The sequence below is a fragment of the Micromonospora sp. KC721 genome (assembly GCF_004348355.1).
Taxonomy (GTDB): domain Bacteria; phylum Actinomycetota; class Actinomycetes; order Mycobacteriales; family Micromonosporaceae; genus Micromonospora.
Genome location: NZ_SMJY01000006.1, coordinates 1 through 21,121 on the forward strand (window position 1 = coordinate 1; position 21,121 = coordinate 21,121).

Here is a 21,121-nt window from a genome sequence, read left to right on the forward strand (position 1 = left end):
GGTGGGAGGGACACCGGCCGGTCGAGGCGACGGAGTTGTTCATCCCGTTCCTCGAACGCAGCGGATACGCGGTGCAGGTGGAGGGGTCGACGGAGATCTACGCCGACGCCGCCGAACTGGCCGACACCGACCTCATCGTGCAGTGCGTGACGATGTCGCAGATCACCGGGGAGCAGGTGGCGGGTCTGGCTGCGGCGGTCGCCGCCGGGACGGGTTTCACCGGCTGGCACGGCGGCATCGTCGACTCGTTCCGCGCCTCCTCTGAGTACCTGCACCTGGTGGGCGGCCAGTTCGCCACCCATCCGGGCATCCAGCCGTGCGACCGTAGCGGCGGAGAGGAGGACAACTTCCTGCCGCACTCGGTCAGGATCACCGACCTCGGCCGGGAGCATCCGATCACCGCCGGGATCGAGGACTTCGACCTGGTCACCGAGCAGTACTGGGTGCTGCACGACGACCTGATCGAGGTACTGGCCACCACCACCCACCCGACGCGGGCGTGGCACCCGTGGCACCGGCCGGTCACCTCGCCGGCGATCTGGACCCGAAACTGGGGCGCCGGGCGGATCGTCGTGACGACTCCGGGACACAGTCTCGACGTCTTGGAGCACCCGTGCGTCCGTACCGTCATCGAGAGGGGGATGGTGTGGGCGACCCGCACGGCGTCGGCATCGTAGGTCTCGGGGTCATCTCCCGCGCGTACCTGAACACGCTCGCCAACCATCCCACGGTGCGCGTCGTCGCGGTGGCCGACAGGGACGCGGCCCGGGCCGTCGCTGCCGCCGCCACGATTCCCGGCGCCGAGGCGATGAGCGTGGAGCGACTGCTCCACCACCCCGACGTGGCGACGGTGCTCAACCTCACGATCCCGGCGGCGCACGCCGAGATCTCGGGCGCGGCGATCGACGCCGGCAGGAACGTCTACGTCGAGAAGCCGCTCACCGCCACGTTCCCCGAGGGTCGGTCGATCATCGACCGGGCGGCGTTGGCCGGCGTCCGCGTCGGTTGCGCGCCGGACACCGTCCTGGGCACCGGTACGCAGACCGCCCGAGCGGCGATCGACGGTGGACTGATCGGGCGCCCGCTCTCCGCGTCGGCCGTCATGGTCACCCCGGGACACGAGCGCTGGCACCCTGACCCCGACTTCTACTACGCCCCGGGCGGCGGCCCACTGCTGGACATGGGGCCGTACTACATTTCGGCGCTGGTCCACCTGCTCGGGCCGGTCCGTGCGGTGATCGGGGCGGCCAGCCAGCTGCGTGATACCCGGGTCATCGGCTCGGGCCCCCGCCTCGGGCAGCGGATCCCGGTCGAGGTGCCGACCCACGTGACCGGTGTGCTGGAACACGTGGGCGGCGCCCTGACCACCCTCACGACCAGCTTCGACGGTGTCGCGACGACGGCCGCGCCGATCGAGGTGCAGGGGGAGAACGGCACCCTCGCCGTACCCGATCCGAACAACTTCGACGGCGAGATCCGCCACCTCGCGCTCGACGGCCCCGGGTGGCGCGCCCTCGAACCGCGGGCCGGCTACGTCGCCGCCTCCCGGGGGGTCGGCCTGATCGACCTGGTCCGGGCCGACGAGATGCGTCCACCGCGGGCCAGCGGTGAGGTAGCGCTGCACGTACTCGACGTCATGACCGCCCTGCTCGGTTCGGCCGCCGAGGGCCGACGGGTCGAGCTGACGACGGCGGTCGAACGCCCCGCACCCGTCCCGTTCACCCCGGCCGAGGACTGGCTGTCAGCCCTCGCGCCCGGGCGCTGAGGACGCCGGCACTGTGGTGGTGCCCCGGCGCGGCCTGCCCGGCGGCTTCCCGCCCGCTTTACCGCAGCCTGACCGGAGGCTACGGGCTGGCCGCGACCGCCTCGGCCGCGCCGGCCGCGGGGAGGACGCTGCGCGCGATGCCGTTGGCCAATGGAACTCTCCGCAACAGCATCGGTTGTCGCCGATGTCAACTGCTTGGACAAGCACGATGTCTGAAGTGACGAGAAGGAAACTTCTCACCGCCGGCGCGGCTGGGGCTGGTGCCGTGCTGCTGCCGGCCGGTTGGACGGCCGCGGACGCGGCCTACCGCTCGGTCGGCCGGGACGTGGGGGCTGATGCCAGCGTCGGTGATTTCCGTAAAGCTTCAATGCAACGGTGCTGGTGGGAACGATGAGGATCATCAGTGCACCGCATCCGACGAGGATGGCGGGGGCACTGGTCCGGTCAAGGAGGAAGCCTCCGAGCGCCGCTCCAAGCGGGGAGGCTGTCAGGAGTACGGCGTTGCGTGCAGCCAGAACCGTGGTGAGCGAGTCGGCGGGCGCGCGGTCCTGAATCAGGGTGAAGGAGAGTGCGGAGTAGGGGCCGTAGACGAGTCCGGCGAAAACGAAGCCGATCAGGGAAGGGACGGCGGTGTGCGTGATGGCGAAGGGGAGCATTCCGACGCCGTGACCCGCGATGATGCCGAGCATGGCTGGCCACAGGGGAAGCTGTCTAGCCGTGCCTAGCGCCAGAGCGCCGACGACGGCTCCGATCCCGAAGGCGGCCCAATAGGCACCGAGCAGCCCCGCGCCGGCATCGAGGTTGTCGGAGACGAACAAGGGAAGGGCGACTTTGACGGGGCCGAAAGCGAGGTTGAACACCCAGGTGACGACGAGCAGGCCGAGGAGTTCCGGCTGACGCCGCAGAATACTCAGCCCTTGCCGTGTGTCGCTGGCCACCGGCCCTGATGTCGGTGAACAGGGCAGGTTGATGCGGCCGGTCTGGAAGGCGAGCACGGCGAACGTGGCAGCGTCCAAGCCGATGATCCATACCGGGGACACCACTCCCACGAGCAGGCCCGCGAGAGCTGGGCCAGCGATCATCGCGCTCCACAGACTGGTGCTGAGCACGCTGTTGGCCGTCAGGCGCTGGTCGTCGGAAAGCAGGGGAGCGAACAGGGCATGCTTGCCGGCCTTGCCCCAGGCGTGTAGCAGCGAGGAGGCACCCAGGAGCCCGACGTACACGGCCGGGGTGAGCACTCCCGCCGCGTACGCGACCGGGACCGCCCCCAGCAGCACGGCCCGTAGCGCGGAGTCAGTGACCAGGAGCCACTGCGCCGGAAGCCGCCGCATCCATCGGCCCAGGACCAGTGCGCCGAGGGCACCGGGCAGGACATAGGCGGCGACAGCGACGCCCGCCAGCGCGCCTTGGCCGCCGTCGGGCCCCAGCGCGAACGCGAGCCACGCGATGGCGACGACGGTCATGCCGTCGCCCAGGTCAGACAACGCGAAGACCGGCATCAGCCGCCGAAAGGTGCGGTCGGCGAACAGGGAGCGGTAGGGGCCGGGCATCAGGCGTCCCGGTGCTGCTGAGAACATGCAGGTCACAGTCGTCCTTCAAGCATGCTTGAAGTCAAGGCAGGATCGGGAAAGGGACGGGCATGCGATATCTACCCATCAGTGAGATCGCGAACAAAGCCCGCGTGCGCGCTTCAGCACTGCGCTACTGGGAGGAGCGCGGTCTGCTGCCTGGCGCACACCGCGAAGGCGGACGCCGAATGTGGCCCGCGAGCACCGTCCGTCGGGTCGCCCTGATCAAGATGGCACAGCGGGTCGGGTTCACCCTCGCCGAGATCACGCAACTGCTAGCCGCCGACACCACACCATCCGCTACCCGCCAGTGGCGGGACATCGCCACGCGTAAGCTGCCCGAACTCGACCAACACATCGCACAGACCCAGGCCCTGCGGCAGGCAGTAGCGGACTGCCTGGAGTGCGGCTGCATGAAATTCGATCAGTGCGTACTACTCGACACCACGGACGCGGCACCCTGACCGACAGGCGCTCACGACCGTACGGGAACCGCGCCTGCGGCGTGGCGGGCGCGATGCGCTCCAGGCGAGCGGCGATCGCGGCAAGCCACTGGTCCAGCCCTTCGATGACCGCTGTGGTCGATGCCCGACGGCGCGAGACAGGAGTCCGGCCCGGCGTCGTCCACTGCCAACAGTGCCATCGCAGCGGCGAACCCCGCAACGTCGAGCCCGACAAGTTGAAGCAGGAGAGGCAGTCATACATCACCGTGCGTCGCCGCCGGCGATGAACACCGGTCCACCCGGAGCGGCAGATCCGCATGGGTCAGAATGTGCCGATGACGATGTCCGCTGACGACTCCGGTCGGGCCCGGATTGTGACGGCCGTTCTTCGCGACGGCGATCGGGTGTTGCTGTGTCATCGAAGCGCCGGACGCCGTTGGTATCCGGATGTGTGGGACCTGCCGGGCGGTCATGTTGACGAGGGGGAGGATCCGAAGGAGAGCCTTGTCCCGCGAGCTTCGGGAGGAGTTGGGGATCACGGCATCGGAGCCGTCCAGCCCGCCGATGCATGAGATCCGGACCGCGACGTTCGACATGCAGATCTGGTTGATCGACAGGTGGACCGGAACACCTGTCAACGCCGCGCCGGACGAACACGACGCTGTGGCGTGGTTCGAGACGTCCGACCTTGACAGGTTGCGTCTCGCCCACGAGTCGTACCTCTCGATGCTCACCGCCGTGCTCGCCACGTGACGTCGCTCTGGGAGCCAGGGGTGCGCGCTCATCGGTACGACCGCGCGTTCAGCCGCAGCACCATCAAAAAGCGGGCTGCCACTTGTCTTGCGGCCGTCCCGTCGCCTGCCAGGAACAATCGTCTCGTCCGGAAGGGTCAGGATGTCGCACCCGGGTAACTCGTCTGATGATGCCACCGAGACGCCGACCAGCGATGCTGATCCTGCGGGTGTCGAGGCACTTCGCGACGCCGAACGCCGTCTTCAGCGAGCGCAGTTGACATCTGACGTCCAGACATTAGATCGCCTGCTCGATGACCGACTGGTCTTCACTGGCCCGGATGGCAGGCTCTACTCCAAGCAGGACGACCTACATGTGCACCGATCCGGTGAGCAGACAATAACCAGGGTTGACGAGGAGGACTTGGGGGTGCTGGTGGCTGGCGGCACCGGCTTGACCTTCTTTCTCGGCACGCTCGAGGGGGCGATGGCCGGGCAACCGTTCCTCGCCCGAGTTCGCTACACCCGCACCTGGGTCCACGAGGCCGACCGGGGATGGCGCCTCATCGCGGCGCACGTCAGCGCCGCGAGTGAGGATGTCGTCGCGCCCACGTGATCGAAGATCGGGGGGATGCGTCGACCGGAGCGGACCCTGGCCTGCGCCCTGACCTCGAACACCGTGGCGTCGGCTACGTCCTGGCGGCCGGCTGCGACCGACGAGTGGCGGCTAACGACGCCGCACCCTCATTCGCGTCGGCCACCTCGCCCAGTGGATCCCCAGCCGCGAAGTCGCCTGCTACCTGTGCTGGTCACCCTGCCCGGCCCTGCTGCACACCGACCGGTTCTGCAGGTCGTCTGTTGATGGTCGCGGCTGATAGCCGCCAGCGATAACCCGTCGGTCACTGTTGGCTTGACAGATGCCACGCTTGGTTTCACCTTCGACCGCAACCGCTCGTCGTGCCGTCCGCAGCTTACCGCTGCTCGGTTGGTTGGCCGTTGTCTGGATCGGGATGGGCATCTTCGTCATCGTCACCGCCGAGATCCTGCCGATCGGCCTGTTGACCTCCATCGGGTCCACATTCGGTGTCTCCGACGGCACGGCTGGTCTGACGATGACCATGCCGGGCCTGCTGGCGGCCGTGTCGGCACCCATCGTCGCCGTCGCCGCCGGTGGGCTCGACCGGCGGACGCTGCTGTGCGGCCTGATGCTGCTCCTGGCCGTGGCGAACGTGCTGGCCGCCACTGCGGCGTCCTATGCCGTCGTGGTGGCGTCCCGAGCACTCGTCGGCATCGTGATCGGCGGCTTCTGGTCGATCGGTGCGGGGCTTGCGGCACGGCTGGTGCGGCCCGAGCGGGTCGGCGTGGCAACCGCGGTGATTTTTTCCGCCGTACCGTTGGGATCGGTCTTCGGTGTTCCAGCCGGGACCTTCATCGCCCAGTACGGTGGCTGGCGTAGCACATTCGTCGTGCTCGGTGCGCTGAGCGTGATCGTGCTGGTGGCACTGGTCGTGGTGCTGCCGCCGCTGCCGGCCGAGCGACCGGTCAGGTTCGCCGCGTTGACGGGTCTGGCGGGTGGTTCCACCGGCCGCACCGCCGTGATCCTCACGGCCCTCGTGGTGACCGCGCACTTCGGCACCTACACCTACGTGACCCCGTTTCTGCAGGTCACCGGCGTCGGCTCGGTCACCCCGTTCCTGTTGGTCTACGGTGTCGCCGGCGTCGTGGGCAACTTCGTCGCTGGCGCGGCCGTACGACTGCGACTTCGGGCCACCATGACGGCCAGCGCTGTCGCTCTCGCCTCGGTCACCGCGATGCTGCCCGCGTTCGGCACCGCAACCATCGGCGCGATGGTGCTGTTGGCCGTGTGGGGCTTTGCCTACGGGGCCGTGCCCATCTGTTCGCAGTCCTGGTTCGCGGCCGCTGGCGCAACCGAGGCCGCGTCCGTGCTGTTCACATCGTCGTTCCAGGCCACCATCGCATTAGGCGCGGTCCTCGGCGGCGTGGTGGTCGACGCGACGTCGCCGTCGATTCTGATGGTCCTCGGCTCGGGCGCCGCCCTGCTCGCCGCGCTCGTTTCGGCCAGGTCGGCAAACCCGTGAGGGCACCTCCTCCGAGGCGTTTCCGGCGCCCCGGCGCCCCGCCGCCGGCCTCGGTGACGGGGACGTCCGGGAGTGACCTCAACGGCTTCGCGCTGACCGTCACCGTCATGTTGCTGGTGGCCCGCTGGGCCGTACGGGCGGGCGGTCTGAAACCGGGCACAGCACCGAGTGCCGGTGGTGGTGACCAGCGAACTCTGATGCCACGTGGCCGAACGCGCAGAGCGGTGCCAGTGTCTCGGCGACGGCCGCCGCTGTGCGCGTCACATCCCCACTACGCCGGTGGAGAGCCGCATCCATGGCATATGTGGCGCGAACACGTCGAGAAGGCGGTCCAGGTCGCGTGCGACGGCGTCACCGCTGACGGGCTCGGGTGTGCAGGGCGGCCCGCAGCGCCGGCCCGAAGACGCGCTGCACGTCTGCCGGAGGCAGCGTGGCGATGGAACGGATCGGGTTCAGGTACCGGGTGAAGATCAGGCCGCCGATCACGCCGACCGCGGCGGTGGCGCGTTCGGTCGCGTCGGGGCCGCCGAGAAATTCAGCAATGCGGACGAGTAGCTCATTATCCAGGTAGCCGCGGAAGGTGCGCATCGCGTCGTCGTCCTGCAACGCCATGCGGTTCTCGGTGGGCGCGGTAGCGTCCCACGGGGCCGCCGGCCCCACCGGCCGGCAGCTGACCGAGCAGGCCTTGGCCGCCGGCTACGAGGTCAGCGCGGTCACCCGTCGCCCCGGCGTCATCCAGCCCCGCTCCGGTCTCACGGTGGTCACCGCGGACGTAACCGATGCCGACGCCGCCGACCGTGCCGTCGCCGGCAGCGATGCCGTGCTGTCCAGTCTGGGAGTCCCGCTCTCCCCGAATCCGATCACGGTGTACTCGCGGGGCAACGCGAACATCGTTGCCGCGATGCACCGCCACGGGGTGAAGCGGCTCGTCACGGTCAGCTCCAGCGTCATGGATCCCACCTGGCGACCGACGGGCGAGTTCTTCTTCAACACCGTTATGGACCCGCTGTTCAACCGCAGGCTGGGCCGCACCGCGCACGAGGACATGCGCCGCATGGAGGCCCTCGTCCGCGAAAGTGCTCAACCTCCAGGACCACGCACTCGCCGAACTCGACGTACGCTGTGGATGATCACGCCGTGACGGGTTTGCCACCACGTCTGGTCGGCTCGGACCCGGGTGACCCAATCGTCGAGGGTCTGCGCGGAGTAGACGGTGTCGACGAATCGGAGTCCCACTCCTGCGGGCGCCATGGCGCGGATCTCGGCGTCCATGCCGGGCGTGGGGATGCGATGCACGACCACGGCCCGACCTGGGAAGTCGGTTTCCACGCCGGCCCACGCCTGCGGCCAGCCGGGCGCGGCGGCGTCCTCGATGCGGCCTGCTGTCTCCATCACCTGCTCCCGCCCTGGCCAGTAGGACGGCTCCGGCGCGGGCGCGGGCGGGGGAGATGGCTGCGGGGCGGCAGACGCGGTGGGCATGGTGCAGGCGGGCAGCGCCAGCAGCGGCAGGGTCAACAGCGCGGTCAGGCGTCGGTGCACCATCTCAAACCTCCTCGGCTGGCAGCGGATACCGCCACTACCAGGAATAAGGATCCAGCCGGAGGCGGAACGTACGCCCGGCCCCGGCTGGTGGGTCGGTCAGCTCCGCGTCAGCCTGCGGTGGCAGGTACCGAGGGTTCGCCCTGCAGGGGCTGGTAGTTGGGCTGGCCGAGGCGGCGGCCGATCTCGCGGCGAAGCGGCGTTGCCCTCAGGGTCGCCGGCAGCTTGTCGGCGCCAGTGCAGGGAGCCGACGAGCGCGGCGATCTTGACGGCTTCAGGGCAGGTGGCAGCGAACAGCCGTGAGGTGCTGAAAGTGGTCTGTTCGGTGCCGGGCGGGATGAGCGTGTCGACCCGGGTCCGCCAGGCGTGCCGGGCGTCCAGGTCCGTGATGGGGTCGGGTTGCCTCAGGCCGAGGCTGCGGCGACGCAGAACTCGTTGCCCTCCGGGTCGGCCATCACAACGTGATGCCCGTCGAACTCCTGCCGGACGGCCCCGCCCGCCTTCACCAGCCGCTCAGACTCCGCCTTGATTCGCGCCCACCGCTCACCCGCACTGCCGTGTCCCGGCACCCGAACATCGATATGAAGCCGGTTCTTCGCCGCCTTCGGTTCGGGAACCTTGAGGATGGAGAGGCGAGGGCCGACGCCGTCGGGGTCGCAGAGCCACGCTCCGTCGCCCTCGGAGTCGTCCTCCGGCAGGTCAAACTGCGCGAGCCACTCCTCGCGGGTCTTGAAGGGAGCAGGGGGCGGCTCGTCGATATAGCCCAGTGCCGTCTTCCAGAAATCGGCGAGCAGTTGTGCGTTCGCGCAATCGAGGGTCAGGTCAATTTTGGCTGCCACGACAGGACCGTACTGCACACCTCTGACAGTTGCCGCCGTGACCAGTGCTCGTGATCCCCGGAGAACGTTGACCGACCGTCGCGGACATGTAGTCTATGAATCGTCGCAGTTCAGAGTCGGTTCACGAGCTCCTGCGGTCCATAAGACCACCATCACCTACGTCTACACGGTGTCTGCCGTCCTGCGGCCGGTCAACTCTCCCTGAGGTCGTGCTGTGCCTACTCGGTGACCTGGGGTCACGGAAGCCGCAGCGCTCCCTGGTGCCCGAGGATGAAGGCCCACAAGGGGCTGCCCTCCGGTTGCCGCCACGCGTTAGCAGGGATACCAGCCAGGGTGCCCTGGTCGAGGTCGGCGCGGTCGCCTCGGGTTCGGCGAGCATTGTCGCCGAACCCGACGCGCCACGGCGACGAAGTTTCCGGACGGCCATGACCCCGGCCTTCCGGCCCGGAGGCCAACGCGCCAATCACTCTGGCGGCGACTCGACTCTCCGGGCCGGACCCAATGCCGCCGACCGCGTGACGCTGCGTCACCCTTTTTCGATCAAGGCAACGTCCGGTCGTGCCGATGAACGGCGGCCATTCGCTCATCGGCTTGGCACACCGGCCGTCCGTCGGCGACGTGCCGGTTCGGACGCGAGTGCGGCGGTTCACGCTGCCAGACACGTTGGTAGGCCGACGCCGACATGACCTCGAGCGCTGACCCCACCCACCAGTCCCATCAGGCGTCCCGGTGATAGGCGAGGTTGACGGTGAGTGCGGCCAGAGCGAGTCCGAAGAACAGTGCCCAGGCGCCGAGTCGGAAATTGCCCGCCCGCACATGTGCTACCAGCGCGCCGAGGAAGTACACGACCAGACCGGCTGCCGCGAGCGTACCCACGACCGGCACGACGAACCCGGCCAGCAAGCCGAGCGCGCCTGCGCCCAGGATCATTCCCAATGGCCGTACCCAGGATCGGGGTACCCGATTGCGGTCCGCCTCCGTCTTCGGGTATTCGTGGCCGATCACGTTTGCGATGGCAGCCGATCCGTTGAGGGCTGAGGCGAGCAGGGTCACCGTGAGATAGATGGCGAACATCGGCGTCTCCGTATCCATGACAGCGGCTGGTTTACCAGTCGCTCACGGACGAGGCGGTGACCCCGACATGTGACACAGTGCTGAGTGTTCTAGGTCACAGTGCTATCGCTGTCAGCTTGTGTGGGTTGCTGACGACGTGGATGGTCTGAACCAAGCCGTCCACCATGTGCAGGGTCATCGCGAGCACCGGCGTTCCGGCACAGCGGACGACGACGCCGGGGCCGCCGTTGAGGTGAAGCACCCGGGCCGTCGAGCCCACCGGTTGTTGCCGGGAGAGCACGACGATGGCCCGGGCCACGAGGTCCGAACCGTGGATCGGCCTGCGTGGCGCGCCGGTGAGGCCGCCGCCGTCGCTGACCATCGTCACGTTCGGTGCCAAAACCTCGACCAGTGCGGTGACGTCACCACCGGCACAGGCGGCCAGGAATCGCTCGGTCACCTGCTGCCGGGTCACGGGGTCACTGTCATATCGGCGCCGGCGGCTCTCGACCGCCTTGCGGGCCCGGTGCGCGAGCTGCCGTACCGCCGGCTCCCCACGCCCCACGAAGCGCGCGATCTCGGCATACGGGTACCCGAACGCTTCGCTCAGCACGAACACCGCGCGTTCCAACGGAGACAACGTCTCCAGGACCAGCAGCAGGGCAGTGGAAACAGAATCGGCAAGGACCACATCGTCGGCGATGTCCGGCCGGGTGAGGATGGGCTCAGGCAGCCACGGTCCCACGTACGACTCACGTCGCACACGCGCGCTGCGCAGCTGATCAATCGCCAGCCGGATGGTCACCCGAACCAGAAAGGCTTCGGCGTCCACCACCGTGTCCGGTTCGACGCCACTCCACCGCAACCAGGCCTCCTGCACCACGTCCTCGGCTTCCTTGACGCTGCCGAGCACCCGGTACGCGACCGCGTACAACAACCCACGGTGCTTCACGAAGGGCAGCTCATGCTGGTCACCTGACACGCTCCCGGCCACCCGACCCATGATCCGGCCATCGGCGCACTCCGCACCGCCGGCATCCCCAACATCGCCGCCGCGAACCGGCATCACGCCTCCGACAGCACCCGCCCGCTGGCACTACTCGGCATCACCTGACGACTGTGCCGGGACCCGTCCCGGATCAGCCGGTCGTGGTACGGCCGGGCAGGGCCACACCTTCCTCCAGGCGCCAGTCGATCCCCCGCTCGCGGATGAACTCCAGCCAGCGCCGGGCGTCTGCGGCGTTCTCGGCGGCACGGTGCAGGCCGGCGGACAACCGGCCGGCCAGGATCTCGCCGACACCATAGGCCAGGGGGACGGAGACACACCGGGCCATCGCGCTCTGTGTCCGGTCGCCGACGCTGTCGAGGTGGTACGCGCCCGACCACTGTGGGCCGTCGTCACCGATCACCTCCAGCGCCACCGACAGCACGACCCGGTCGACGTCGGTCTCGGTCATCGGATAGGAGGCGGCCAGCCGGCCGGCCAACTCGGCGATGCGTGCCTCGTCTCCGGCGGTCAGCTCGGCGAAGACCGGCTGCCACGCCGCCCGCCACCCGGCCAGGCGCAGCGTGCCCCGGACGAACGTGTCCGTCCGCCAGCCCGCCGGCAGGCCGTACTGGGCTTGGAAGGGCAGGCTGTCCCGGTTCGGGTAGACCTCGAAGGTCTCCTGACCGATGATGTACGGCCGGGTGTGTTCCCAGGGCGTGGCGGTGGACCGCGCCTCGCCGTCCCACACGTAGCGCGCGGGTTGCTGGAGCGCCGACAACACGGCCCGGGGGGCCCAACTGAACCGGTACCGGAAGTCGTTCGGTACCGCGGGCAGTCCGCCGCAGTACGAGGTGAAGCGGACCGTGCCGGGTCTGGTCCCGACCGCCGCGACCGCTCGCTCCACCAGGTCGTGCGCCATCAGGTGGTCGATACCCGGATCCAGGCCCGCCTCGGCCAGCAGCACCAGACCGGCGCGTTCGGCAGCGGGCAGCTCGGCCGGTAGAGCCGGAAACACATAGCTGGAGCAGGCGAAATGCGCGCCGGCTTCGAGGCAGGTACGGAGTACGGCCGGGTGTTCGGTGGCCGGCAGCATCGACACGACCACGTCCCCGGCCCCCAGCTCCACCGGCTCGGCGGACGGGTGGAGGGCCCGCGGCTCCACCCTGCCGGTGAGGCCGAGACGGTCCAGGCATGCCTGCGCCTTGCCGATCGTTCGCGCCCACAGCACCGTGCGGTCGGACCATTCGGAGAGCAGCCCCAGACCGCTTCCGGTGGACAGTCCGGTACCCAGCCAGTGCACGGTGCCGCTTGCCGGGGCGGCCGACGCGGGCCCGGAGGCCGGGACGGCGGTGGTGGCCTGGGTGACCGAACCCGTCGCCTCAGCTGTCGTGTCACTCATGGCGCTCCTTCGATTCCGAGGGCATGGCTGCTTCGTGGTACCGACGCAGGCACCGGTCCCACTGTGCGGCGGACCGGCCGAGTTCGGCCAGGTGCGGCATGAGATCGGCCGAGAACGCCGCACTCGACTCCCGGGGCAGCAGCGACGGCAGGTTGTCGAGGGCGATGACATCGAGCGGCGGCTCGGCCCCGCTTACCGCGGCCACCGGTTCGTGCCAGGTGGTGGTGTGCCGATAGACCGGCAGGGTGTGGTGGGGGGAGGCGACATCGCACGTCACGTCGGCGATGACGGACAGCCGGCGATGCGGCGACGCCAGGTCCTCGACGCGGACGAACGGCGGTACCGGCTCCCGGACAAGCACGGCGTTGACCAGTAGCTCGTGGTCGAGCAGCGCCGCCCGGTCGAGGTGGCGGGTCTGTGGGAGGTCCCAGTCGGTCGACCGGACGCCGGCGGTCGTCAACGCTTCGCGCGCACCGGTGCCACATCGTCCCAGCGCGCCGATCACCAGCGCCGTGGGCGCCGGGGATCCACCCGTCCCGGCCAGCAGCCGGTCGAGCTCCGCGCGCGAGCCCGGCCGCAGCGGTGGTCGCAGCGCGCCTCGGCGGTGCAGGACGGCCAGCGCGGCCCCGACGTAACCGGCCCAGTAGCCGAACGCCGCGAGGCGCCGGCCCTCGGCGTCGGTCAGATACTCGAGGTCGAGGATGGCGCCGCCCCCGTCCGCGAACCGGCGGAGCAGCTCCCGACTGCCGTGCTGGTGCTGGAACGAGTGGCTGAAGAAGATGTGCCGGTGCCGCAGCGCCCACGGCTGGCCCGGCAACTCCTTCAGCCCGAGGATGTAGGTGTCCGCGGGTGCCTCCGGCCAACTGCCGGCTGGCGCGATCCGGCAGCCGACGGCGGCGTAGTCCGCGGTCGGAAAGGCTCGCTGCGGCGAGTCCTCCACGGTGATCGTCAAGCCGGCGGCCAGTAGGCGCGCCGCGTCCGCCGGCACGATCGGGGCCCGGTGCTCCGAGTCGCGTGTCTCGTGTCGCATCCAGAGCTGAGGCGCATCCGGCATGAGGGCTGCTCTCCTTTCCGTGGCGGTCAGCTGCTGGCCGTGGAGGGACCGCCGGGTACGGCGTCAACCGGTACGCCGTCGTCCGGTGCGGTCTGGCCCCCGTGCCGAACCGGCAGCATCAGGAGCACGGCGGCATAGCCGGCGGCGACGGCGACGACGAGGGCCGGGCGCACACCGCCGAGGTCGTACACGGCACCGGTGAGGGGCGCGCCCACCCCGGCGCCCACCGTGACGCCGGTGGCGAACCAGCCGAAGGCCTCGCCGCGCCTTCGAGGGATCGACGCCCGCACGACGGCGTGGTACAGGACGGCCAGCGCGGGTGCGATCGCCGTTCCGCCGATGGCCAGCGCAAGGCAGACCAGCACGGGGCCGGCCGCGCCGCGGCCCTCACCCACCAGGAGCGCCGGCAGCAGGATCACGAGACCGGAGGCGAACCAGAAGAGGCGGCGTACCGGGCCGGACGCCAGCCGGCCCGGGGCCAGCGTGCTGACGGCCCCGCCGACCAGCGAGCCGACCGCCCAGGTCGCGGCGAACCAGCCGGCGAGCGCGAGGCTTCCGCGGTCCCGGGCCCAGGCCAGCAGGGCGAGGTCCACCGCGGTGATCGCCACCATGACACAACCCATCGCGGCGACAACGGCGAGCAGGGCGGCGGGTCGGTGCCGCCCTGTCCCGTCCGCGTCGTCGTCGGTCGGCGATGTGCGGTCGGACCCGGCGGCCAACCGACGCAGTCGTACGGCGAAGCCCAGGCCACCGCCGAGCGCCAGCCCAGCGAGGGTCCACACCGCGGCCCGGCCGCCGGACGCGGCGCCGACCAGGGCGACGAGCGGCGGCGCGATCACGAAGATCAGCTCCTGGCCGGTCGCGTCCAGCCGGTACAGCCGTTCGAGTTCCCGCCCGTGAGCGAGCCGGGCGAGGATCTTCCGGCCGGTCTGGGTGACCGGCGGGTTCGCCAGCCCTACCAGGAGCGCCAACGCCGGAGCGGTCGCCCGCAGCGGACCTGGCAGCAGCGACAGCGCGACGAGGCCGCCGCTGTACGCCACCACGGTGAACCCGAGAGCGACGTGCTGCGGCCACCGGTCCACCAACCTGCCGTTCACCGGGCCGGCGATGCCCTGGCCGACGGTCAGGCCGGCCAGCACCATCCCGGCCTGACCGTACGAGTACCCCCAGTCGGTGACCAGCAACGTCACCGCGATCGTCGTTGCCGCGAGGTGCAGCCGGGCGGCCAGGCTCCAGCCGATCGTGGCGATGGTGCCCTGGCCCGGTGCGAGGCTTGCCCGGCCCTGCGGTGGCGACGGCGCGGTCACCGCGGCGCGTAGAGGCCGTCGCGCTCGATGGCGCGGATGCGCGCGGTGTCCCGTTCAATCTCCTCGTCGGTGTCGGCGAGCAGGTACACGCAGCCGGGCGAGCTGAAGAGGTCGACCGTGCGCTGCACCGGCCGTCCGGCCCGGACGTCGCCCATCACCCCGGCGAAGGTGGGGATCAACTCGGTACACAGCAGTGACGGATCACCGATCTGGCCGTCGTCCGGTGCGATCAGGGAGACGGCCCGCAGCCGGCGGGCGGCATGGTACGGCTCGTCGACGGTGGCCAGGAACGAGTCCGGGTCCGTCACGGCGTCGACCGTGCGGGTGACGTGGTTGTGGCCCAACGCCGCAGTCACCGGTTCGGTGATGATCGAGCCCTGTACACGCGCGTTGAGTTCGATCAGCATCGGGCCCTCGGCGGTCCACATGACCTCGGTGTGCGCCGGCCCCTCGGTCAGCGCGAGCGCGTCCAACACGCTCTTGACATAGCTGACAAGTTCCCGGGTCGGCCCGACGCCGTAGGGGACCAACTCCTCGATGTCGTACACCAGGCTGCGGCCCGGCAGCGCCCGCTTGCGGTCCTGCCAGATCTCGCAGACGCTGTGCCGACCGGCCCGACTGATCGTGTTGACGAAGTACTGGTCGCCGGTGACCAGGCGCTGGACGCAGACCGAGTCGTTGAGCTCCCCGATCACGTTGATCTGCCCGACGATGGCCGCCACCGCGGCCCGGGCCCGCTCCGCGTCCTGACAGAAGTACACGCTGTCGGTGCCGCAACTGCGACGCGGCTTGATCACCACAGGCCACCCCGGACCTGCCTCGGTCCACGCCACCAGGTCCGCGGCCGTGTCGAAACTGCCGGACTCCGGCACCGGTATGCCCTTGGCGGCCAGGACGTCCATCATCAGGTACTTGTCACGTCGGTGGGCGCTCAGCGCCGTACCGTTGCCGACCAGGCACAACCGCTCGGCCAGTTCGTCGGCCAGCGCCACCCCGGTCTCGGCGCCCGGGAGCACGGCCCTCACCTGGTACGCCGCCAGCCGTGCCAGAACCTCGTCGACGTCCCCGTCAGCCTGGATCACGTCCAGGAAGTCGTCGGGACACAGTTGGGCGGTGTAGAACTCCGGCAGCGTCGGCCGGCTGAGCACCGCGACGGCAGACCAGCCCCGGCGGGCGAACTCGGACGCCAGGAACTTGCCGCCGGACACTGGATCGACGATCGCCACCGTGGCGCCGGAAGCCTGCTCGTTCACGACTCCTCCTTCTGGTACGGCGTCAGGATTCCGGCTTCGAGCAGCACGTCGGCGAGCACCCGTACGGCCAGTACCATCGCCTCCGCCCGCGCGTGGTCCTTCTCGGCCAGGGCCGCGAAGACCTCTGCCGTCACCTCGGCCACGTTCTGCGGCCGGGACCAGCCGGTCACCAGCTCGTCGAGCCGGGCCAGCGGCTCGGCCAGTTGCCCGGCGCCGCCCAACTCCCAGAATTCGTCCGGCAGGGCTCGCGCCCGTGCGTAGTATGACGCCCCGAGGGCCGCCGCGTGCTCCCGACCGACCGCTGCTGTGTCCGCGACGAGGCGGCCGGCGACGGCCTCCCCGAACCCTCCCGGCGATCCGGTCAGGTCCCGCACGACCACGTGACCACGTCCGGCGCCCCGCAGGACAAGAGAACAGCTGGCGAACCCGTCCGCACCCACCTCGATCAGGTGGCCGCGAGCGGCGGCGAACAGCTCGGGGTAGCCGCGGCCCGGGTTGTCCGGGCCGGCGTACGTGGCGGTCAGCGCCGCGCGGACGGAGGCCGGCGCCCACGCCTCGACCAGGACCAACCCGTCCCAGCCGTGGGCGGCGCAGGCTCGCCGGAGGTCCTCCGCGAAGCGCAGCTCACCACCACGGGTCAGGCTCTGGAACCGCATCACCGCCGTCCCGTCCGGCTCCATCAGCTCGGACAGCCGGTCCACAAGGCGGCGGATCAGCCGCAAGCCGTCCGGGCCGCCGTCACCGGCGGGGGAGTAGCGGATCCCGGGCGGCACCGGCACACCAGGCAGGTTGGCCGCCACCACGGAGTACCGTCCGGGCGGCGTGAACTCCTCCAGCGCGCACCGCAGTGGCCGGACCCGGTCCGCCACCCCGTTGAGCCGACTGGAGACGCCGGTCGCCCGTACCGCCTCGGGAACCACGTCGATGGCCGTCACCGATCCGCAACGGACGGCCAGCGCGCAGGACGCGAGGCCGGATCCACAGCCCACCTCGAGGGCGGTGCCGTGCAGGTCCTGTGCCAGCAGGATGTCGACGAAGCGGAGCGAGTCGGGGCCGAGGTAGACGGCCGGCTGCTCCGTCGTGCGGCCCGCACCGTCGCGGCGGTCCTGCACCGCGAGCAGCCCCCGGTGGCCGGTCACGGCCCAGTCGCCGGCCGTGCCGTCGGGGCGCAGCACCCCCAGTTCACACAACTCGCCGAGGACCTCCCGGAGCACGGCAGCGCCGGATCCGTCGCCGTTCGGGCCCGGGTAGGCCGCGGTGAGGCCGCGGACCAGCGCATCGTGCGAGACGTCGTAGGGTGCCCGCACACCCTCGCCCGGCCACACCTGGTAGCCGAAGGGTTCCCGTCGGCGGTCCGCGTCGAACCGCGCGGCGATCCCGGCGACCCGCAGGTGGCGCGCCAGGCGCGTCCGGGATGACGTCATGACGCTCCCTTCCCGGCCGGAACGGTCAACAGTCCCGCCTCGGCCAGCCGTGCCTCGGCACCGGCGGCGTCGTGGTACACGCTGGCCTGCCAGCCGGCCCGGCGGGCCGCGGCGACGTTCTCGGCCAGGTCGTCGAAGAACAGCAGCCGGTCGGGTGACGTGTCCAAGTGGCGCACGGCGGCGGTGAAGACCTCGTCGGCCGGCTTCAGGGCGCCCATCCCGCAGGAGAACAGGATCGGCCGGAACCGCCCCGCCACCTCGGGCAGCAGCTCCGGCAGGGCCTCCAGCAGTACCGGCCCGTTGTCGCTGAGGATGGCACGCCCGACACCGGGCCGGATGCGGTCGACGACGGCCAGCAGGTCCCGGTCCGGCGCGAAGCCGTCCACCCAGGCGCGGCGGAAAGCCGGGTAGTCGCCCCGGTAGCCGAACCGTCGCTGGAACAGTGCGAAGATCTCCCCGGCCGAGTAGCGCCCCCGGTCGAAGTCGTCATCCAGTCCCGACTGCCAGACCTCGGCGTCGAGCCGCTCCGCCGGTACGTCGCTGGCGGCGGCGAGGGCCGCCAGCCGTCGTTCGTGCCGCATCCGGCACACCACCCCGGAGAGGTCGAACACCACCGTATCGATCACCGCGGGTTTCCCCTCGGCTTCCCCCGTCGGGCCGCCCCAGCTGTGCTCACCGTGCCTCCACCATCACCATTCCGGTCCGCTGGCGCCACCGTGCCAACGCGGTCTGCAACTGGAGGGGGTCGGCGACCACCACGTCGGCGCCGGCGGACCGTAGCTCCTCCTCGGTCCCGATTCCCCACAGACAGCCGACAGTGCCCGCCCCCGCCGCGCGGCCGGCCTGCATGTCCAGTGCGGAGTCGCCGACGACCACGGTATCGACCGGATCCGCCGCGAGGGTGCGGCAGAGTTGATACACGCCGTCGGGCGCCGGCTTGCCGGCCTGCGGGTCGTCGCCGACTGCGATGCCGTCGCACAGGCGCCAGAGTCCGAACCGGTCCAGGATTTCCACCGTCCGTTCCCGGTCCTTGCCGGTGTAGATGGCGGTGCGGCACCCGGCGTCACGGACGGCCTCGCACACTGTGAGCACGTCTTCGTGCGCCCTGATGTGCTCGATGCCCGCCCGGGACGCGGCCCGGAACGGCTCGTACATCTGGTGGGGGAGGCCCAGTCGGGCGAGTATCTCCGGAAACGGTGCGCCCAGCAGGCGCAGGAAACTGTCCACGGGTGCCTCACCGCGGCCCACCACCTCGGCGTAGGCCGTCCGGAACGCGTGCACCATGACCGGCTTGGAGTCGATCAACGTACCGTCGAGGTCGAAGACTACGAGCCGGTGTGAGCCGTAGTACGCCGGACGGCTTGGCACGCCGTCAGTGAACATTGACCGCCTCCATGGTGGCCAGGAGGTCCTCGCGTGCCCGAGCGCTGATCGGGGACAGGGGCGGTCGGACCGTCGCCGACTGGATCACGCCGAGGGCGGTGAGCACCTCCTTGAACCGCGCGATGAACTCGCTCTTCGGGTTGCCGGTGGCCAGGACCGTCGCCGCCAGGCGGCCGGCGAACAGCGCGGTCGCCCCGGCGAGGTCACCGCTGGCATGCGCGGCGTGCAGCTTGCTCAGGTCCGCCGACTGGATGTTCGCGGTCGCGATGGCGCTGCCGACCGCGCCGGCCCGCAGTGCCTCCACGAGGGTGACGTCGTCCCCGGCGAACGCCACGAGGTGCGGCACCCGCGCCACCACCTCGGCGACCTTGTCCGGCTTCGGCAGGGCCAGCTTGACGTACCGGACGTTGGGCGCGGCCTCGGCGACGCTGGCGATGGTGGCGGTCTCGACCTCGATCCCGTCGGCGCCGTCGTAGATCATGACTGGCAGGTCGACGGCACTGGCCACGGTGGTGAAGTGCAGCCGTTGCGCCGCGGCGGACCGGGCGAAGTAGAACGGCGGCGGGACCATCACGCAGTCCGCGCCGGCCTCGCGCGCCTGCCGGGCGAGGGCCACGGCGCTGGCGGTGCTGTCGGCGCCGACGCCGACCGTAACCGGCACCCGTCCGGCCACCGCGTCGATCACCGTCTCCATCACCTCGACCCGCTCGTCGGGACGCATCGTGAAGAACTCTCCGGTGGTGCCGAGCGCGACAACGCCTTGGGCGCCGGTGGTCAGGACGAAGTCGACCAGTGAACGCATCGACCGCCGGTCCAGGGCGTGCTCGTCGGTGAATGGGGTAACCAGCAACGCGTGGGTCGCGTGCACGGGTAGCTCACGGGCCATCACTTTTCCTCCGACCGGGCCGACTTCTCGTATTCGCGGATGACGGTGCAGTACTCCTCGACGAGTTGTCCGGACAGTCCGTCGTCGATGGTCAGCGGCGGCATCAACGGCAGCACGTCGCCGGCCCCGACGGGGCGTACCAACACGCCGCGGTCGCGCAGCCGGTGGCACAGCCGGCCGGCGATCCCGGAGGGGTCCGGATCGGCCGGGTGGGCCCGCAGGTGTACGCCGATGGCGAGACCCTGGCCACGGACCTCGCGGACCACCGCGCAGTCCTTCAGCCCGGCCCTCAGCCCGTGCAGGATCTTGGCGCCCACCGTGGCGGCTCGGGCACACAGCCCTTCCCGCTCGATGATGTCCAGGGTGGCGAGTGCCGCCGCGCAGGAGGCGGGATGCCCACCCCAGGTGTAGCCGTGGGAGAGGCTCCGGCCCGGCTCGGCGAACGGCGCGTACACGGTGTCGCTGACCACCGTGGCCGACAGCGGCAGGTAGCCGCCGGTAATGCCCTTGGCGCACGTCACGACGTCGGGCCGCAGATCGTAGTGGGCGGCGGAGAACATGGCTCCGGTCCGACCGAAACCCATCGCCACCTCGTCGGCGATCAGCAGCACCCCGTGCCGTCGGCACACCTGGGCGATGGCGGACCAGAACTCGCGCGACGGTACGACCATGCCGCCGAGCCCCTGGATCGGCTCGCCGATGAAGGCGGCGACGGTGTCGGCGCCCTCCTGCTCGATGAGCGCCTCCAACGCCTCGGCGGCCGGGTGCGCCGCCCCCGCTGGTTCCGACGCGATCATCGCCGAGTAGGGAACAGTCAGGCTGGCGAACCCGCCGGCCACCGGCTCGAATCCGGTTCTCTCCTCGGCGATGCCGCTGGCGGCGAGCGCGCCGAGGCTGCATCCGTGCCAGCCGTTGGTCAGCCCGATCACCGTGGTCCGTCGGGGTTGGCCCTGGTGCAGCCAGTACGCCCGTACGATCTTGATCGCCGTCTCCACCGCCTCGGCGCCGCCCGTCGCGAAGAACACCCGGTTGAGCGGGTCGGGCAGTACGGACGCCAGCCGAGCGGCCAGCCGCGCCGCGCTCGGGTGCGAGCGGCCGTTGAGTGGCTGGTACGCCATCGTTCGCAGTTGGTCGGCAACGGCGTCGACGATTTCCTGCCGGCCGTGTCCGACATTGACGTTCCACAGGCCAGAAATGGCGTCGATGTAGGACCGTCCGGCGGTGTCGTAGACGTGGACCCCGCTGCCCCGCTCGATGAAGAGCGGCGACTTGGCGTAGGCCGCCATGTCCGTGTACGGGTGCCAGTGATGCCGAAGGTCAGCGGCGGTGAGTTCGGCCGCGGTAGCACTGTCCATGGTTCTCCCCATCAGAGACGAACTTCCGCTGGGCG

General features: G+C 70.4%; 23 protein-coding genes. 8 read left to right on the plus strand and 15 right to left on the minus strand.

From position 1 onward, the window contains the following. A partial coding sequence (locus tag E1182_RS01995; protein ID WP_132260890.1) for a ThuA domain-containing protein occupies positions 1–677 on the plus strand: 677 nt, incomplete at its 5' end. Further along, complete coding sequence (locus E1182_RS02000; RefSeq protein ID WP_132260891.1) at positions 647–1,765, plus strand: Gfo/Idh/MocA family protein; 1,119 nt, start codon at positions 647–649, stop codon at positions 1,763–1,765. The genes E1182_RS01995 and E1182_RS02000, both read left to right, overlap by 31 nt. Before the next feature lie 236 nt (positions 1,766–2,001). Here E1182_RS02000 and E1182_RS02005 read toward each other — a convergent pair whose 3' ends face one another. Beyond that, entirely contained in the window at positions 2,002–3,315 is a 1,314-nt protein-coding gene (locus E1182_RS02005; protein WP_243705977.1) for an MFS transporter, read from the minus strand. Positions 3,316–3,446: 131 nt separating this feature from the next. On the opposite strand from E1182_RS02005, the gene E1182_RS02010 reads away from it, so the two are divergent. From E1182_RS02010 to E1182_RS02030, 5 genes are all read left to right on the plus strand, one after another. After that, positions 3,447–3,797, plus strand: coding sequence for a MerR family DNA-binding protein (locus E1182_RS02010; protein WP_207921226.1), 351 nt, complete (start codon positions 3,447–3,449; stop codon positions 3,795–3,797). Between the two features lie 320 nt (positions 3,798–4,117). Then, entirely contained in the window at positions 4,118–4,348 is a 231-nt protein-coding gene (locus E1182_RS32875; RefSeq protein WP_371687503.1) for an NUDIX hydrolase, read from the plus strand. Continuing rightward, positions 4,281–4,529 (plus strand): NUDIX domain-containing protein, encoded by a 249-nt coding sequence (locus tag E1182_RS32650; RefSeq protein WP_207921228.1) that lies wholly within the window; start codon positions 4,281–4,283, stop codon positions 4,527–4,529. The genes E1182_RS32875 and E1182_RS32650 overlap by 68 nt, the downstream gene beginning before the upstream one ends. A 141-nt stretch (positions 4,530–4,670) precedes the next feature. Next, entirely contained in the window at positions 4,671–5,123 is a 453-nt protein-coding gene (locus E1182_RS02020) for a nuclear transport factor 2 family protein (protein ID WP_132260894.1), read from the plus strand. A gap of 394 nt (positions 5,124–5,517) precedes the next feature. Further along, positions 5,518–6,606, plus strand: coding sequence for an MFS transporter (locus E1182_RS02030; RefSeq protein ID WP_243705978.1), 1,089 nt, complete (start codon positions 5,518–5,520; stop codon positions 6,604–6,606). Between the two features lie 351 nt (positions 6,607–6,957). Here the strand turns inward: E1182_RS02030 and E1182_RS02035 are convergent, their stop codons facing one another. Beyond that, on the minus strand, positions 6,958–7,218 hold the full coding sequence (locus E1182_RS02035) for a hypothetical protein (protein WP_165942474.1): 261 nt from the start codon (positions 7,216–7,218) through the stop codon (positions 6,958–6,960). Here E1182_RS02035 and E1182_RS02040 point away from each other — a divergent pair. Continuing rightward, complete coding sequence (locus tag E1182_RS02040; protein ID WP_132260896.1) at positions 7,217–7,747, plus strand: NAD(P)H-binding protein; 531 nt, start codon at positions 7,217–7,219, stop codon at positions 7,745–7,747. The genes E1182_RS02035 and E1182_RS02040 overlap by 2 nt on opposite strands. On the opposite strand, the gene E1182_RS02045 is transcribed toward E1182_RS02040, so the two are convergent. The 13 genes from E1182_RS02045 to E1182_RS02110 form a co-directional block, all read right to left on the minus strand. Continuing rightward, positions 7,687–8,148 (minus strand): hypothetical protein, encoded by a 462-nt coding sequence (locus E1182_RS02045; RefSeq protein ID WP_132260897.1) that lies wholly within the window; start codon positions 8,146–8,148, stop codon positions 7,687–7,689. The two genes, E1182_RS02040 and E1182_RS02045, sit on opposite strands and share 61 nt — an antisense overlap. Before the next feature lie 401 nt (positions 8,149–8,549). Beyond that, positions 8,550–8,984 (minus strand): VOC family protein, encoded by a 435-nt coding sequence (locus E1182_RS02055; protein WP_132260898.1) that lies wholly within the window; start codon positions 8,982–8,984, stop codon positions 8,550–8,552. 717 nt (positions 8,985–9,701) lie between these two features. Then, a complete protein-coding gene (locus E1182_RS02060; protein WP_132260899.1) occupies positions 9,702–10,058 on the minus strand; it encodes a DoxX family protein in 357 nt (118 codons plus the stop codon). Between the two features lie 94 nt (positions 10,059–10,152). After that, entirely contained in the window at positions 10,153–11,040 is an 888-nt protein-coding gene (locus E1182_RS02065) for an RNA polymerase sigma-70 factor (protein ID WP_132260953.1), read from the minus strand. A gap of 136 nt (positions 11,041–11,176) precedes the next feature. Continuing rightward, positions 11,177–12,424, minus strand: a complete 1,248-nt coding sequence (locus tag E1182_RS02070) for a saccharopine dehydrogenase family protein (protein WP_132260900.1) — start codon at positions 12,422–12,424, stop codon at positions 11,177–11,179. Beyond that, the gene (locus E1182_RS02075; RefSeq protein ID WP_132260901.1) at positions 12,417–13,478 is read right to left on the minus strand and encodes a saccharopine dehydrogenase; all 1,062 of its coding nucleotides are present in this window, start codon (positions 13,476–13,478) and stop codon (positions 12,417–12,419) included. Before E1182_RS02075 ends, E1182_RS02070 begins: the two co-directional genes overlap by 8 nt. A gap of 26 nt (positions 13,479–13,504) precedes the next feature. Then, positions 13,505–14,785 carry an MFS transporter gene (locus tag E1182_RS02080; protein WP_132260902.1) on the minus strand — a complete coding sequence of 427 codons (1,281 nt, stop codon included), beginning with the start codon at positions 14,783–14,785 and terminating at the stop codon, positions 13,505–13,507. Then, positions 14,782–16,038 (minus strand): ATP-grasp domain-containing protein, encoded by a 1,257-nt coding sequence (locus E1182_RS02085; RefSeq protein WP_165942475.1) that lies wholly within the window; start codon positions 16,036–16,038, stop codon positions 14,782–14,784. The genes E1182_RS02080 and E1182_RS02085 overlap by 4 nt, the downstream gene beginning before the upstream one ends. Next, the gene (locus tag E1182_RS02090; protein ID WP_132260904.1) at positions 16,035–17,462 is read right to left on the minus strand and encodes a 50S ribosomal protein L11 methyltransferase; all 1,428 of its coding nucleotides are present in this window, start codon (positions 17,460–17,462) and stop codon (positions 16,035–16,037) included. The genes E1182_RS02085 and E1182_RS02090 overlap by 4 nt, the downstream gene beginning before the upstream one ends. After that, complete coding sequence (locus E1182_RS02095; protein WP_132260905.1) at positions 17,459–18,088, minus strand: HAD-IA family hydrolase; 630 nt, start codon at positions 18,086–18,088, stop codon at positions 17,459–17,461. The genes E1182_RS02090 and E1182_RS02095 overlap by 4 nt, the downstream gene beginning before the upstream one ends. 46 nt (positions 18,089–18,134) lie before the next feature. Further along, positions 18,135–18,830 carry an HAD family hydrolase gene (locus E1182_RS02100; protein ID WP_165942476.1) on the minus strand — a complete coding sequence of 232 codons (696 nt, stop codon included), beginning with the start codon at positions 18,828–18,830 and terminating at the stop codon, positions 18,135–18,137. A gap of 4 nt (positions 18,831–18,834) precedes the next feature. Then, positions 18,835–19,731 carry a dihydrodipicolinate synthase family protein gene (locus E1182_RS02105; RefSeq protein ID WP_132260907.1) on the minus strand — a complete coding sequence of 299 codons (897 nt, stop codon included), beginning with the start codon at positions 19,729–19,731 and terminating at the stop codon, positions 18,835–18,837. Next, complete coding sequence (locus tag E1182_RS02110) at positions 19,731–21,086, minus strand: aspartate aminotransferase family protein (RefSeq protein WP_165942477.1); 1,356 nt, start codon at positions 21,084–21,086, stop codon at positions 19,731–19,733. The genes E1182_RS02105 and E1182_RS02110 overlap by 1 nt, the downstream gene beginning before the upstream one ends. Positions 21,087–21,121 lie beyond the last annotated feature (35 nt).

What these genes read in the sequence shown, in the direction of transcription:
- E1182_RS02110 (WP_165942477.1), bottom strand. Translation starts at nt 21,086, where the DNA reads ATGGACAGTGCTACCGCGGCCGAACTCACCGCCGCTGACCTTCGGCAT.
- E1182_RS02105 (WP_132260907.1), bottom strand. Translation starts at nt 19,731, where the DNA reads ATGGCCCGTGAGCTACCCGTGCACGCGACCCACGCGTTGCTGGTTACC.
- E1182_RS02005 (WP_243705977.1), bottom strand. Translation starts at nt 3,315, where the DNA reads ATGCCCGGCCCCTACCGCTCCCTGTTCGCCGACCGCACCTTTCGGCGG.
- E1182_RS02035 (WP_165942474.1), bottom strand. Translation starts at nt 7,218, where the DNA reads ATGGCGTTGCAGGACGACGACGCGATGCGCACCTTCCGCGGCTACCTG.
- E1182_RS02020 (WP_132260894.1), top strand. Translation starts at nt 4,671, where the DNA reads ATGTCGCACCCGGGTAACTCGTCTGATGATGCCACCGAGACGCCGACC.
- E1182_RS02060 (WP_132260899.1), bottom strand. Translation starts at nt 10,058, where the DNA reads ATGTTCGCCATCTATCTCACGGTGACCCTGCTCGCCTCAGCCCTCAAC.
- E1182_RS32875 (WP_371687503.1), top strand. Translation starts at nt 4,118, where the DNA reads ATGTCCGCTGACGACTCCGGTCGGGCCCGGATTGTGACGGCCGTTCTT.
- E1182_RS02090 (WP_132260904.1), bottom strand. Translation starts at nt 17,462, where the DNA reads ATGACGTCATCCCGGACGCGCCTGGCGCGCCACCTGCGGGTCGCCGGG.
- E1182_RS02040 (WP_132260896.1), top strand. Translation starts at nt 7,217, where the DNA reads ATGCGGTTCTCGGTGGGCGCGGTAGCGTCCCACGGGGCCGCCGGCCCC.
- E1182_RS02075 (WP_132260901.1), bottom strand. Translation starts at nt 13,478, where the DNA reads ATGCCGGATGCGCCTCAGCTCTGGATGCGACACGAGACACGCGACTCG.
- E1182_RS02065 (WP_132260953.1), bottom strand. Translation starts at nt 11,040, where the DNA reads ATGGGTCGGGTGGCCGGGAGCGTGTCAGGTGACCAGCATGAGCTGCCC.
- E1182_RS02045 (WP_132260897.1), bottom strand. Translation starts at nt 8,148, where the DNA reads ATGGTGCACCGACGCCTGACCGCGCTGTTGACCCTGCCGCTGCTGGCG.
- E1182_RS02030 (WP_243705978.1), top strand. Translation starts at nt 5,518, where the DNA reads ATGGGCATCTTCGTCATCGTCACCGCCGAGATCCTGCCGATCGGCCTG.
- E1182_RS02070 (WP_132260900.1), bottom strand. Translation starts at nt 12,424, where the DNA reads ATGAGTGACACGACAGCTGAGGCGACGGGTTCGGTCACCCAGGCCACC.